Source organism: Pseudomonas protegens CHA0, from assembly GCF_000397205.1.
GTDB classification, from domain to species: Bacteria; Pseudomonadota; Gammaproteobacteria; order Pseudomonadales; family Pseudomonadaceae; genus Aquipseudomonas; species Aquipseudomonas protegens.
On record NC_021237.1, the window covers coordinates 4,457,419 to 4,471,558 of the forward strand.

Here is a 14,140-nt window from a genome sequence, read left to right on the forward strand (position 1 = left end):
AGCGTCATCCAGCCTATACGCAGGAAGCGTATGAAATGAATGCTCTGTTTATTGAACTACCGGCATTTGCGCGATACCGAAAAGGCTTCCTTGACGACGAGTTGTTCTGCGAACTGCAGATCGAGTTGCTGCGCCACCCGCACGCGGGTGTTCTGATTCAGGGCACTGGCGGCTTGCGCAAGATGCGTTTCATCGATGAGCGACGCAACAAGGGCAGGCGTGGCGGGCTGAGGGTGATTTATTACTGGTGGTCCGAAGGAGCACAGTTCTGGCTCTTCACCCTGTTCGACAAGGAGCAGATGGACGACCTGCTACCGCAGCAGCGACAACAGCTCAAACAACTGCTGGAACGTGAAATCGAGGCCAGAAGACATGACCAAACGTGACATCTTTTCCGAACTGGTAGAAGGCATCGACGCCCTCACCCAGGAACGCCAGGGCAAGATCACCCTGCGCAGCCATAAAGTGAAGCTCGAAAAGCTGCCGCCCATCACCGCCGCCGAGGTGATGAACATCCGCCAGCAACTCAACCTCTCGCGCTCGGTATTCGCCATGTACCTGCGCACCAACACCCGCACCCTGGAGAACTGGGAACAGGGCCGCGCCATACCCAACGCCCAGGCCACGACCTTGATACGCCTGGTGGAACGCTACCCCGATACAGTGGAGCGCCTCGCCTCGCTGGCCTGAGCAAGCAGATACTGTTTTACGGGCAACAAAAAACCCGCGCCAGGCGGGTTTCTTGCTGCTGCGAACGTAGGCTTAGTCAGCCAGGCGCCAGGTAGTACCGCCCTTACCGTCTTCCAGGATCACGCCCATGGCGGTGATCTGATCGCGAATACGGTCGGACTCAGCCCAATCCTTGTTGGCACGGGCTGCCAGACGGGCCTGGATCAGCGCCTCGACCTGTGCCCCATCGACCCGGCCTTCGGCACCGGCCTGCAGGAAGTCGTCGGCCTCCAGTTGCAGCACGCCCAGCACACTGGCCAGCTCCTTCAAGCGGGCTGCCAGACCGGCCGCCGCATCGATATCGCTCTCACGCAGGCGGTTGATCTCGCGCACCATCTCGAACAGCACGGCACAGGCTTCCGGAGTACCGAAGTCGTCGTTCATCACCTGGGTGAAACGCTCGACGAAGGCTTCGCCACCAGCCGGCGCCACTTTCGGCAGGCCCTTGAGTGCATGGTAGAAACGCTCCAGGGCGCCCTTGGCGTCCTTGAGGTTGTCTTCCGAGTAGTTGATGGCGCTGCGGTAGTGGCTGGCCACCAGCAGGTAACGCACCACTTCCGGATGGTACTTGTCGAGCACGTCGCGAATGGTGAAGAAGTTGTTCAAGGACTTGGACATCTTCTCGCCATTGATGCGGATCATGCCGCAGTGCATCCAGGCGTTGGCGTAGGTCTTGCCGGTAGCCGCCTCGCTCTGGGCGATCTCGTTCTCGTGGTGCGGGAACTCCAAGTCGCTGCCGCCGCCATGAATGTCGAAGGTCTCGCCCAGGCAGCAGGTGGACATCACCGAGCACTCGATGTGCCAGCCCGGACGACCGTCACCCCAAGGCGATGGCCAGCTCGGCTCACCCGGCTTGGCGGCTTTCCACAAGACGAAGTCCAGCGGGTCCTGTTTCGACTCGTCGACTTCGATCCGCGCGCCGATGCGCAGGTCTTCGATCTTCTTGCGCGACAGCTTGCCGTAGCCCATAAACTTGCCGACGCGGTAGTACACGTCGCCATTGCCCGGAGCGTAGGCGTAGCCCTTGTCGATCAGGGTCTGGATCATCGCGTGCATGCCGGGGATATGGTCGGTGGCGCGCGGTTCCATGTCCGGCTTCTTGATGTTCAGCCGCGCCTCGTCCTCGTGCATCGCCGCGATCATGCGCTCGGTCAGGGCCTCGAAGGCCTCGCCGTTCTCATTGGCACGATTGATGATCTTGTCGTCGATATCCGTGATGTTGCGCACATAGGTCAAGTCATACCCGCTGAAACGCAGCCAGCGGGTAATCAGGTCGAAGGCCACCATGCTGCGGCCGTGCCCCAGGTGGCAGTAGTCGTACACGGTCATGCCGCACACGTACATGCGCACCTTGTTGCCATCCAGCGGCTTGAAGACTTCTTTGCTCTTGGTGAGCGTGTTGTAGATCGTTAGCACGTTAGTTCCTTGACTGAATCACTGACCCCAGGAGTCGCGCAGGGTCACAGTACGGTTGAATACCGGAGCGCCTGGTTTCGAGTCCTTGATATCCGCGCAGAAGTAGCCTTCGCGCTCGAACTGGAAACGGTCTTCCGGCTGTGCGTTGCCCAGCGAGGGTTCGGCACGACAACCAGTGAGCACTTGCAGGGAGTCAGGGTTGATGTTGTCCAGGAAACTCGCGCTGTCCTCGGCCTTCTCCGGGTTCGGAGAACGGAACAGACGATCGTACAAACGCACTTCGCACTCGACGCTGGCGGCAGCCGGCACCCAGTGGACCACGCCCTTGACCTTGCGGCCTTCAGGGTTCTTGCCCAGGGTGTCCGGGTCGTAGGAGCAACGCAGCTCGACGATATTGCCCTCGGCGTCCTTGATCGCCTCAAGGGCACGGATCACGTAGCTGCCACGCAGGCGTACTTCGCCGTTCGGCTCCAGGCGCTTGTAGCCCTTTGGCGGCTCTTCCATGAAGTCGTCACGGTCGATGTAGATTTCACGGGCGAACGGCAGCTGGCGCACGCCGAGTTCTTCTTTCTGCGGATGACGCGGCAGTTCGAGGTTCTCGACCTGGCCTTCCGGGTAGTTGGTGATCACGACTTTCAACGGACGCAGCACGCACATGGCGCGCGGGGCATTCGCGTCGAGGTCCTGGCGGATGCTGAATTCCAGCATGCCGTAGTCGACCACGCCGTCGGAGCGGTTGGTGCCAACCATCTCGCAGAAATTGCGGATCGACGCCGGGGTGTAGCCGCGGCGGCGGAAGCCCGACAGGGTCGACATGCGCGGGTCGTCCCAACCATTCACATGCTTCTCATCCACCAGTTGCTTGAGCTTGCGCTTGCTGGTGATGGTGTAGTTCAGGTTCAGACGGCTGAACTCGTACTGGCGCGGGTTGGCCGGTACTGGCAGGTGCTCGAGGAACCACTCGTACAGCGGACGGTGGCTTTCGAATTCCAGGGTGCAGATCGAATGGGTGATGCCTTCAATGGCGTCCGACTGACCGTGGGTGAAGTCGTAGTTGGGGTAGATGCACCACTTGTCACCGGTCTGGTGGTGGTGAGCGTGACGGATGCGATACATGATCGGGTCGCGCAGGTTCATGTTCGGCGAGGCCATGTCGATCTTGGCCCGCAGTACCCGTGCACCATCCGGGAACTCACCGGCGCGCATGCGAGCGAACCAGTCCAGGTTCTCTTCCACCGAACGCTCGCGGAACGGGCTGTTCTTGCCCGGCTCGGTGAGGCTGCCACGGTATTCCTTGGCTTGCTCGGGAGTCAGGTCGCAGACATAAGCCTTGCCTGCCTTGATCAGTTCCACGGCCCAGTCGTGCAGCTGGTCGAAATACTGCGAGGCGTAGCGCACTTCACCGGACCACTCAAAGCCCAGCCACTTGACGTCGCTTTCGATGGCGTCGATGTATTCCTGGTCTTCCTTGGCCGGGTTGGTGTCGTCGAAACGCAGGTGCGTGACGCCACCGAATTCCTGGGCCAGACCGAAGTTCACGCAGATCGACTTGGCGTGACCGATGTGCAGGTAACCATTGGGCTCCGGAGGGAAGCGGGTCACGATCTGTGTGTGCTTACCCGAGTCCAGGTCCGCCTGGATGATCGGGCGCAGGAAGTTGACCGGTACGGCCGGTCCAGTCTTGGAATTCGAGGTAGGGTCGACAGTGGGCTTGCTCATAGGATCCTTGAACGTACAAGTGCGCGGCCAGGTGCGGCCTGATAAATCAAAACGGATATCATAGCCGATGCTGTCAAGTGCCTGACAGAGCGCAGCTTTAAAACTGCGGCTATTAATGGCACCCAAGTGAAAAAACAGCCTCGAAATTCGTGGCGGTCACGCTAAACTGCGCTCCTTGGCTGCAGGATGGCCAAATCGGTGCGGACCCCATGCGTGCCCCGCCACCCAGGATTTTCTTGAAAACGCTTCTCCTTATAAAGAGTACCGACCATGACCCAAGTCAAACTGACCACCAACCACGGCGAGATCGTGCTGGAACTGAACGCCGAGAAAGCCCCGTTGACCGTGGCCAACTTCGTCGAATACGTGAAAGCCGGTCACTATGAAAACACCGTTTTTCACCGCGTCATCGGTAACTTCATGATCCAGGGCGGCGGCTTCGAACCTGGCATGAAAGAAAAGAAAGACAAGCGTCCAAGCATCCAGAACGAAGCTGACAACGGCCTTTCCAACGACAAGTACACCGTGGCCATGGCCCGCACCATGGAGCCGCATTCGGCTTCCGCGCAGTTCTTCATCAACGTTGCCGACAACAGCTTCCTCAACCACAGCGGCAAAACCGTGCAGGGCTGGGGCTACGCCGTATTCGGCAAAGTGATCGCCGGCACCGAAGTGGTCGACAAGATCAAGGGCGTGGCTACCACCATGAAGTCCGGCCACCAGGACGTACCCGCAGACGACGTGATCATCGAGAAAGCCGAGATCATTGAGTGATACTGCTGATTTCAGATCTGCATCTGGAAGAGGAGCGCCCGGACATTACCCGGGCGTTTCTGGATTTACTCGGTGGACGCGCCCGCGCCGCCGAGGCGCTGTACATCCTCGGGGACTTTTTCGAGGTATGGATCGGCGACGATGCCATGACCCCCTACCAGCTTTCCATTTGCCAGGCATTGCGCGAGCTCAGCGATAGCGGCACGCAGATCTTCCTGATGCATGGCAATCGCGACTTCATGCTCGGCAAGGCCTTCTGCAAGGCGGCCGGCGCCACCCTGCTCAAGGATCCCAGCGTCGTCGACTTCTACGGCGAGCCGGTATTGCTGATGCACGGTGACAGCCTGTGCACCCGTGACGAAGCCTACATGCGTATGCGCCGCTACCTGCGCAACCCGCTGAGCCTGTGGATTCTGCGCCACCTGCCCCTGGGCACCCGGCGCAAGCTGGCGCGCAAGCTGCGCAACGAAAGCCGGGCCCAGACCCGCATGAAGGCCAACGACATTGTCGATGTGACCCCGGACCAGGTACCGCAGGTCATGCAGGAACACGGGGTGCGCACCCTGGTTCACGGCCACACCCATCGCCCGGCGATCCACAAGCTGCAGATCGGCGAACAAGCCGCCAAGCGCATTGTGCTGGGGGACTGGGACCGTCAGGGCTGGGCGCTGCAGGTGGATGAGCAGGGTTTCCAACTGGCGGCGTTCGATTTCGTACCGACGCAACTGGCGCTGCCCGGTTCGCCCTGAACGGACGCCCTCGCTGCCGTAGGAGCCAGCTTGCCAGCGAAGAGGCCAGCAAGCCTTGCATGGCCCTGTCGGACGCCTTCCCTGGCAAGCCCGCTCCTACAACAAATGCCCTACCGTAGGGGCCGGCTTGCCGGCGAAGGGGCCAGCAAGCCTTGCATGACCCTTTCGGACGCCAGCGCCTGCGACGAAAGGCATCAATGCCCCGCCGCGGCTGGGCCGGCCTTGGCAGCGAACGGCGGCTTGGCCAGCCAGACCAGCAGAATCAGGCCCATGAAGCCCCAGCCCAGCAAGGTGAAGTAGTCCACGGTCGAGAGCATGTATGCCTGGCTGGTCAGGACTTGATCCAGCTGCGCGTAAGCCTTGGTGCTCGCGCCTCCGAGATTGCTCAGCGCATCCCGGGTGACCGGGTCGAAGATGCTCATGCTTTCGCTCATGTAAGCGTGATGCTGGTCTGCCCGGCGAATCCAGATCCAGGTGGTCAGCGACGCCGCAAAACTACCCCCCAGAGTCCGCAGGAAGGTTGCCAGGCCAGCGCCGTCGGCGATCTGGTGCGGTGGCAGGTCGGACATCAGGATGCTCAGGGTCGGCATGAAGAACAGCGCCACGCCGATGCCCATGAACAGTTGCACCAGGGCGATGTGCTGGAAGTCCACTTCATTGGTGAAACCGGCACGCATGAAGCAGCTCAGGCCAATGGCCAGGAATGCCAGCCCGGCCAACAGGCGCAGGTCGAACTTGTTCGCGTACTTGCCGACAAAGGGTGACAACAGCACCGGCAGGATGCCGATCGGTGCCACCGCCAGCCCCGCCCATGTCGCGGTGTAGCCCATCTGGGTCTGCAACCATTGCGGCAGGATCAGGTTAATACCGAAGAACCCGGCGTAGCCCAGCACCAGCACTATCGTGCCAATGCGGAAGTTGCGGTGCGCGAACAGCCGCAGGTTGACCACCGGATGCTGGTCGGTCATTTCCCAGATGATGAACACCGCCAGCGCGATCACCGAAATCGCCGCACCGATGATGATGAAGTTCGACTCGAACCAGTCCAGGTCATTGCCCTTGTCGAGGATCACCTGCAACGCGCCGACGCCAATGACCAGCGAAATCAGCCCGACGTAGTCCATCGGCTGACGGCTGGTGACCACCGGGCGCTTGGCCAACTGCGAACGCACCACCATCACCGCAAAAATGCCGATCGGAACGTTGATGAAGAAAATCCACGGCCAGCTGTAACTGTCGGTGATCCAGCCGCCAAGAATGGGACCAGCAATCGGCGCCACCACCGTGACCATTGCCAGCAATGCCAGGGCCATGCCGCGCCTGGCGGGTGGATAAACGGCGATCAACAGGGTTTGCGTCATCGGGTACAACGGCCCGGCCACCAGGCCTTGCAGCACACGAAAGCCGATCAGCTCAGGCATCGAGGTCGAGATGCCGCAGAGAAACGAGGCCAGCACAAACAGCATCGTCGCCCAGAGAAACAGTTTCACCTCGCCAAAGCGCCGGCTGAGCCAGCCGGTCAGCGGCAACGCGATCGCGTTGCTCACGGCGAACGAGGTAATCACCCACGTGCCCTGCTCCGAACTCACACCAAGGTTGCCGGAAATCGTCGGCAACGCCACGTTGGCGATGGTGGTGTCGAGCACCTGCATGAAGGTCGCCAGCGACAGGCCGATGGTGCTGAGCAACAGGCTGGGCGGCGTGAAAGAAGCGTTATTGCTCATCGCGAATCCTTTGGAACCGGGGTGGCGCTGCGCCCCTTTGGGGCGAGCATGCTCGCACCCACAGGGTCAGTGGCGAATCAGCGTTGCGCGGTTTTGCTGACCACAGCGCTGTTGTCATGGATCAGCTGAGCGATCATCGCGTCGGCTTCGGCCAACTGCCGGTCGTAGACGTTGGTGCTGAACGAAGCCTTTTGCTGCGGTTGCTGCGCCAGTACCGGGCCGCTCTGGTCATGCAGGTTCACTTCAACATTTGTCGACAGCCCAACCCGCAATGGGTGCTTGGCCAGTTCTTCGGCGTTGATGTGAATCCGTACCGGCACACGCTGCACGATCTTGATCCAGTTACCGGTGGCATTCTGCGCGGGCAACAGAGCAAACGCGCTGCCGGTGCCGGCGCCGAGGCTGTCGACGGTGCCACTGTATTTCACGCTGCTGCCGTAGATGTCGGACTCGATGTCCACAGGCTGGCCGATGCGCATGTCACGCAATTGGGTTTCCTTGAAGTTGGCATCGATCCACAGTTGATCCAGCGGGATCACCGCCATCAACGCCGTACCCGGTTGCACTCGCTGGCCGAGCTGCACGGTGCGTTTGGCAACGTAACCGGTGACCGGCGCGATCAGGGTGCTGCGCGCATTGGTCAGGTAGGCCTGGCGCAGATCCGCAGCCGCCGACATCACGTCCGGGTGCGACGAGACCACGGTGTCATCGACCAGTGCACTGGTGGTTTTCAACTGCTGCTTGGCGTTGGCCAGGGCGTTTTGCGCCGAGGTCAGGTCGTCGCGGGCGTGGGACAGTTCTTCCTGGGAAATCGCGCCGCCAGCGGCAAGGTTTTTCCGGCGGTTGAAGTTGTCCTGAGCCTTCTGCACTTCGGCCTGTTGCGCGTTGACCTGGGCTTTCATGCCGTCGACATTGCTGTACAGGCCGCGAACCTGACGCACGGTACGCGCCAGTTTCGCCTGGGCACTTTGCAGACCGACTTCGGCATCGTTGGGGTCGAAGTTGATCAGCACCTGACCTTCGTGGACAAGGTCACCATCGTCGGCGCCGATGCTGACCACGGTACCGGTCACCAGCGGAGTGATTTCAACGACGTTGCCGTTGACGTAGGCGTCATCGGTGCTCTCATTCCAGCGCCCGATGAATTCGTGATAAGCCCAGACACCGGCACCGGTGAGGGCCACAACAATGGCCAGCACCAGCAGCATCACTTTGCGCTTGCGCGGATTGCCGGTGTCTTGCGAGTTGTCTTGAGCTTGGATGTTTTCGGCAGTGGCCATGACAAATACCTGAATTAGTTGTGCGGCGTAGCTGGAATGGCGTTGGCTGCGCTCAGGGTCTCGCCCTGAAAGCCCCCGCCCAGCGCTTGCATCAGTTGAATCGACAAATCGATCTGCTCAGCATTGAGGTTGGCCAACTGACGTTGGGCCTGCAGCAGTTGCTGCTCGATGCTGAGCACGTCCAGGTAGTTGCCGATGCCGGAACCGTAACGCTGGACCACGGTGTTATAGGAATCCTGAGCAATATCGGTGGCGTGCTGTTGCGCGCCGATTTGCCGGCCGATGTCACGCAACTGGTTGATCGTGTCGCTGACATCACCCAGCGCTTTCACCAGGCTTTTGTTGTACTGCGCCACCGCCAGATCGTAATCGGCGTCACGCGAATCGAGGTTGGCGCGCAGGCGCCCGCCATCGAAGATCGGCAGCGAAATGGTCGGGGCGATGCTGAAGAAGCGACTGGCCGAACCAAACATTGCGTCACCCAACAAGGATTCGGCACCGGCGGAAGCCGTAAGGTTCAGGTTGGGATAGAAGCGGGTTTTCGCCGAATCGATGTCTTTGCTCGCGGCCTCTACACGCCAGCGGGCGGCGACCAGGTCCGGGCGGCGGCCAAGCAGCTCTGCCGGAAGAACCGAGGGCACAGCCACGGCGCTGGCTTGCAATACTTTGGGCCGGGCGATTTCACTGCCGCGATCCGGGCCTTTGCCGAGCAGCACGGCCAGGGCGATTTTCGCACTGCTCAGACGTTTTTCGGCGTCGATCAGGCTGGCTTCGGAACTGGCTTCCAGACTCTGGGTTTGCTGGAGCTGGTACTGGCTGTCGATCCCGGCGCTCAAGCGACGCTGGCTCAGATCGAGCATTTGTCTGGTGCGCTTGAGGTCGTCGCTGGCCAGGTCATAGACGATGTGCGCCTGCCCCAGATCGCTGTAGGCCCGGGCCACATCGGCGGCGAGGGTCAATTGCGCGGCCTGACGGTCGACTTCAGCAGCACGAGCCTGGCCGAGTGCGGCTTCCCAGGCGTCACGCTGGCCTCCCCACAGGTCGAAGTTGTAATTGAAGCCGGCGCTGATGTTGCGCACGGTGGCGTAGGCATCGCCCTGCCCCAGCGGATCCTGATCCTTGGCCAGGCGCGAACGGCTGATGCCGGCGCTGGCATCGAGGGTCGGATAGCGTTCGGCATCGGCGGCATACGCGGCGGCGCTGGCCTGATGGGCGCGGGCGGCGGCAATCTGCATGTCCGGGCTGTCGCGCAGGGCTTCGCGGATCAGACCGTCGAGCTGTGGATCGCCGAGGCTGGTCCACCAGTCGCTTTTCGGCCATGCCGCAGGCGACAGGGTCACACCGTTGAGGGATTGGCCGGCCTTCAGGCTTTTCGCGTCGAGATTTTTGCCTTGGGTATCGAGGCCGCTGTAATTGGCGCATCCGGCAAGGATCATCGCCGACAGCACCAGCGTCAGGCTGCTGCGCAAGGTTTTACTGCTCATTGTGTTCACCTAAGCGCTGGATGGTGATCGGGTCACCGGCGGCCAGCAGGATTTTCTTGAGGATGTATTCCAGGGTCTTCAACTCGTCCGGGGAGATCGCGCCAGCCAGTTCATTCATCGCGTCGGCGCCGATCTGCGGCAGCCGATCCGTCAACTGCTGGCCCTGTTCGGTCAGGGTCAGTTGCACTTGGCGGCGATCACCTTCGCTGCGTTGGCGAGCCAGGAAGCCCTTCTGCTCCAGACGATCGAGCATGCGTGTCATCGAACCGCTGTCCAGCGAAAGGTGCCGGCACAGCTCGGCCGGGGTATCGACGCCGAACTGGGCCATGATGATCAACACTTTGAACTGCGCGGCAGTGATGCCGTGGGGTTCCATGTGGGTGTCGATGATCCGGTCCTTGAGCAATGCGGCGCGGCCCAGCAACAGGCCGAGATGGCAGGTTTTGAATTCGTCCGGGGTGAAATGCTTCATGTGCTCACCTAATAACTGCCTAGGCAGTGAATATATGTCGAGATATTACTGCCTAGGCAGCGAATGTCAACGCAATAGTTAGGTTGCTTTGTAATTAGTTGACCTATGGACTGGGTCTTTATGCTGAACAGGCGGGCGTCATCACCAACCCGCTGACGATTAGTAGTCTTCATGCCTCTGCCTGCCGCCTGTGAATCAACGGGATTGCCCTATTCCACGATGACTTCGACAAAGGCCATGGCTCGCACGTGCTCCCGGCATCCCCCCCTTCAGCGAGTTGAAGATCGAGCGCATACAGGTGCACGACTGCAGCGCCAACGAGGAACTGACGCAGGCGCCGACCTGCATTGCCAGGCTCGGTCCCCCGTTGGTCTAACGGTGGTGACGGGAAGCTTGGAGACCGCGCAAGAACTTGATCTGTTGCGTAAAATCGACTGCACTCAGATTCAGGGTTTCCTGATCTTTCACGCCATATCTTCGGATCAATTCCAGCCGTTGCTGTCCCATGGCGGGCCGACAAACGCGTATGGATTGGCAAGCGGGTGTCGAGGCCCGTCACTTGCCATCGTGGTCACTGTGTCCAACGGCTCTCTCATCACTGCTACCCAGGTCCTCTAATGCCACATCCCAATGCCCTTCTGGAGAAACTCGCCAGCAGTTCCTCGCGCCTGAACAAGAGCCTGCTGGTGCTCGGAGCCCTGTTGTTGCTGTTGCTGGGCATCAGCTATGTGGGGGTGACGCGCATGATCGAAGAGCGGCGCGAAACCTTGCAGTTTCACTTCGCTCGGCTGATGGAGAATGTCCACGAACAGGAAGTGTTCCTGCAGGATATCGCCCGGGAAAGCGTCAAGAGCGAACGGCTGCCCAGTCTCATGTTGCCACCCTACTCACAAAAACCCCTGCCCGATGAAGGGCCGAATATTTACGAGGGCCGCGGCCTGCCGTTTTCGCTGCCCTATAGCTTGAAGATCAATACGGACAGGATTGCCCCCAGCCAATACCCGAAGATCTTTGCGCTGGGTACCCATTTGGCGGCCTATTACAGTGCGTTCTGGTCGGCCTCGCACTATCAGTCGCCCCAAGTCGCCCTGATCAATGGCCCCGACAATTTTGACCTTGCCGTACCCTCCACCGGGCGTTTGCGCGGTCCGGGACGGGTACCAATGCCTATGGGCGATCTGATCGATGCGATGACCCGCTTGAACAAGCGCCTGCGCGGGCAGAACTCGCCATTGCCAGATTTTCAGGTGCACTGGGAACCCTATGTCTCTTCCAATGACGACAAGAGCGCCCCCACCCTGCTGGCGTACGTGAGTATCAACCTGGCGAAAACCGCATTGACCGTCGAGGGCGCCGATACCTGGGTGGTGCTGGGCTCGCTGATGAACCTGTCTCAGGTCAACAACATCGAGCGGTTGATGCAGTGGTCGATCTACGATGACTTCACCTTGATCACCCCTCGTGGCGTGGTATTGACCGGAGCTCTGAAACCCGGCGAGGTGCTGGATGAAGGGGTGAACTTCAACCGCGACGGCCTGGTGTTCAAACTGAGCAGCCCCGGGGAGCATCACTGGACGGCGATCTACTTCATCAGCCTGCGCAGCTTCCTCGATTACGCGCTGTGGCCATTGCTTGGCCTGGTCGCGCTGGTGCTTGCGCTGCTCGGTTGCAGTCGGGCGATCAATCGCTGGTACCAGGCCCGGGTCATCCTGCCCGCGCAGAGCGCCCACGCCAGCATCGCTGAAAGCGAGGCATTCAGCCGCACGGTGATCGATACGGCGCCGACCGGCCTGTGCGTGATTCGCCGCAGCGATCACCAGGTGCTGCTGGAAAACCAGCGCGCCCAGCAATGGCACGACAACGGCCAACTGATGAGCTTGCTCACGCCCCTTACGGGCCCCGGTCATGCCGATCTTGAAATCAATGGGCGCCACTTGCATGTTGCCTTCGTGCCCACCCGCTATCAGGGCCAGGACGCCTGGTTATGTGCGTTGCATGACGTGACCCGGCATGTCGAAGATGCAGCGGCGCTGGAAGAGGCGCGCCAGGCCGCCGACTCGGCAAACCAGGCCAAAAGCCGTTTCCTCGCCACCATGAGCCACGAGATCCGTACTCCCCTGTACGGCGTGCTGGGAACTCTGGAGCTGCTTGGCCTGACCTCGCTCGCCCCGCGCCAGCAGGATTACCTGCACACCATCCAGCGCTCCTCCGCCACGTTGTTCCAACTGGTCAGCGATGTACTGGATGTGTCGAAAATCGAAGCCGGACAGATGACCCTCGAACTTGAGGATTTCTGCCCGCTGGAGCTGACCGAAGACACCGTGCGCACCTACAGCGCCTTCGCCCGATCCAAGGGCCTGCTGCTCTATGCCTGCATCGACCCGGCGCTGCCGGACCGGTTGCGCGGTGACCCGATACGGATTCGCCAGATCCTCAACAACTTGTTGAGCAACGCCATCAAGTTCACCGATAACGGTCGCGTGGTGCTGCGGGTTCAGTTGCTGGAAAGCGACGACGGCCGTGCCCATGTGCAATGGCAAGTCAGCGATTCGGGAAAGGGGATTACCCAGGCGCAACAACAGCAACTGTTCGACCCTTTCTATCAGGTCAACGACGCCAACGCGCAAGCCGGTGCCGGATTGGGACTGGCCATTTGCAAATGGCTGTGCGAGTTGATGGCGGGCCAGTTGAACGTGGTCAGCGAGCCCGGGCTCGGCAGCAGTTTCATCCTTCAACTCTCGCTGGAACACGCACCCGGTGAGCTGGCCGATTGCCCTGTGTTCGGCCCCGGCAGCGCCGCCGTCTATGTGCGTGCAAAGGTCGCTGAACAGGCCCAACACCTGATGGCCTGGCTCAAGCGTTTTGGCCTCGACTGCCACCCGCTGACGGCCGGTACACCAGTGTCATCGGCACTGCTGGTAGAGCTTTGCTCGCTGGCCAATACCGCGGCCTGGCCGGGTCCGAAGGTCGTCGCCACGGCGGATGGCCCCAACCCTTCGCAATTACGCGGTACCGTCCGAGAAGTCGACGCCCATGATGTCCGCGCGATCGCCTGGGCGATTTACCAGGCCCAGCACGGCGCTCGCACCGACAGCCAACCTTCGTCGCCGGATACCCCCCGGCAGTTGAATCTGCAAGTGCTGGTGGCGGAAGACAATGTGATCAACTCGGCGATCATCAAGGAGCAACTGGAAGTGCTGGGCTGCTCGGTGGTCGTCGCGGCCAATGGCGAGCTTGCCCTGGCGCAGTGGTCGCCCGGACGTTTCGATCTGCTGCTGACCGACGTCAATATGCCGGTCATGAACGGCTACCAATTGACCACGGCGTTGCGACAACTGGATCAGGCCTTGCCGATTATCGGCGTCACCGCCAACGCCTTGCGCGAAGAAGGCGAGCGCTGCGCTAGCGTCGGCATGAACGCCTGGATGGTCAAGCCGCTGAACCTCGCCACCCTGCGCGCGCACCTGGAAAGACATTGCAAAATCGCCCTACCGGCGACCAGCGTTGCGCCTCTAAAGCTGTCATCGAACATGCGCGAACTCTTTGTCACGACGCTACGCCAGGACATGCAGGTCACGCTGACGGCACTGGACAACGCCGATGCCCATCGCGTGGCGCAACAGCTGCACAGCATGGCCGGTGCATTGGGTGCGGTACAGCTCGAGGAACTGGCCACAACCTTCGTCGAGCTGGAGTGTCGCCTGAACGGCATGAGCGTGACCAGCGCCCTGGACCTGGAGGTGCGCCAGAATCTGGCTCGATTGAAAGACCTGCTGGACACCCTTGAATAATT

11 protein-coding genes are annotated in these 14,140 nt (G+C 60.8%); 5 read left to right on the forward strand and 6 right to left on the reverse strand.

From position 1 onward, the window contains the following. Positions 1–35 precede the first annotated feature (35 nt). Positions 36–386, forward strand: a complete 351-nt coding sequence (locus PFLCHA0_RS19870) for a hypothetical protein (RefSeq protein ID WP_015636300.1) — start codon at positions 36–38, stop codon at positions 384–386. After that, positions 373–690, forward strand: coding sequence for a helix-turn-helix domain-containing protein (locus PFLCHA0_RS19875; RefSeq protein WP_011062198.1), 318 nt, complete (start codon positions 373–375; stop codon positions 688–690). Before PFLCHA0_RS19870 ends, PFLCHA0_RS19875 begins: the two co-directional genes overlap by 14 nt. 72 nt (positions 691–762) lie before the next feature. Here PFLCHA0_RS19875 and cysS read toward each other — a convergent pair whose 3' ends face one another. Continuing rightward, on the reverse strand, positions 763–2,145 hold the full coding sequence (cysS, locus tag PFLCHA0_RS19880; protein ID WP_015636301.1) for a cysteine--tRNA ligase: 1,383 nt from the start codon (positions 2,143–2,145) through the stop codon (positions 763–765). Between the two features lie 18 nt (positions 2,146–2,163). Next, on the reverse strand, positions 2,164–3,864 hold the full coding sequence (locus tag PFLCHA0_RS19885; protein WP_015636302.1) for a glutamine--tRNA ligase/YqeY domain fusion protein: 1,701 nt from the start codon (positions 3,862–3,864) through the stop codon (positions 2,164–2,166). 270 nt (positions 3,865–4,134) lie between these two features. Here PFLCHA0_RS19885 and PFLCHA0_RS19890 point away from each other — a divergent pair, with 270 nt between their 5' ends. Then, entirely contained in the window at positions 4,135–4,638 is a 504-nt protein-coding gene (locus tag PFLCHA0_RS19890) for a peptidylprolyl isomerase (protein WP_011062201.1), read from the forward strand. Then, the gene (gene lpxH / locus PFLCHA0_RS19895) at positions 4,635–5,387 is read left to right on the forward strand and encodes a UDP-2,3-diacylglucosamine diphosphatase (protein WP_015636303.1); all 753 of its coding nucleotides are present in this window, start codon (positions 4,635–4,637) and stop codon (positions 5,385–5,387) included. The genes PFLCHA0_RS19890 and lpxH overlap by 4 nt, the downstream gene beginning before the upstream one ends. Positions 5,388–5,581: 194 nt before the next feature. Here lpxH and PFLCHA0_RS19900 read toward each other — a convergent pair whose 3' ends face one another. The 4 genes from PFLCHA0_RS19900 to PFLCHA0_RS19915 form a co-directional block, all read right to left on the reverse strand. After that, on the reverse strand, positions 5,582–7,111 hold the full coding sequence (locus PFLCHA0_RS19900; RefSeq protein WP_011062203.1) for a DHA2 family efflux MFS transporter permease subunit: 1,530 nt from the start codon (positions 7,109–7,111) through the stop codon (positions 5,582–5,584). Positions 7,112–7,188: 77 nt separating this feature from the next. After that, the gene (locus tag PFLCHA0_RS19905) at positions 7,189–8,391 is read right to left on the reverse strand and encodes an HlyD family secretion protein (protein WP_015636304.1); all 1,203 of its coding nucleotides are present in this window, start codon (positions 8,389–8,391) and stop codon (positions 7,189–7,191) included. Positions 8,392–8,405: 14 nt separating this feature from the next. Next, positions 8,406–9,875 carry an efflux transporter outer membrane subunit gene (locus PFLCHA0_RS19910; protein WP_011062205.1) on the reverse strand — a complete coding sequence of 490 codons (1,470 nt, stop codon included), beginning with the start codon at positions 9,873–9,875 and terminating at the stop codon, positions 8,406–8,408. Continuing rightward, positions 9,865–10,347, reverse strand: a complete 483-nt coding sequence (locus PFLCHA0_RS19915) for a MarR family winged helix-turn-helix transcriptional regulator (RefSeq protein WP_011062206.1) — start codon at positions 10,345–10,347, stop codon at positions 9,865–9,867. The genes PFLCHA0_RS19910 and PFLCHA0_RS19915 overlap by 11 nt, the downstream gene beginning before the upstream one ends. 617 nt (positions 10,348–10,964) lie before the next feature. Here PFLCHA0_RS19915 and PFLCHA0_RS19920 point away from each other — a divergent pair. Beyond that, positions 10,965–14,138 carry a hybrid sensor histidine kinase/response regulator gene (locus PFLCHA0_RS19920; protein WP_015636305.1) on the forward strand — a complete coding sequence of 1,058 codons (3,174 nt, stop codon included), beginning with the start codon at positions 10,965–10,967 and terminating at the stop codon, positions 14,136–14,138. Positions 14,139–14,140 lie beyond the last annotated feature (2 nt).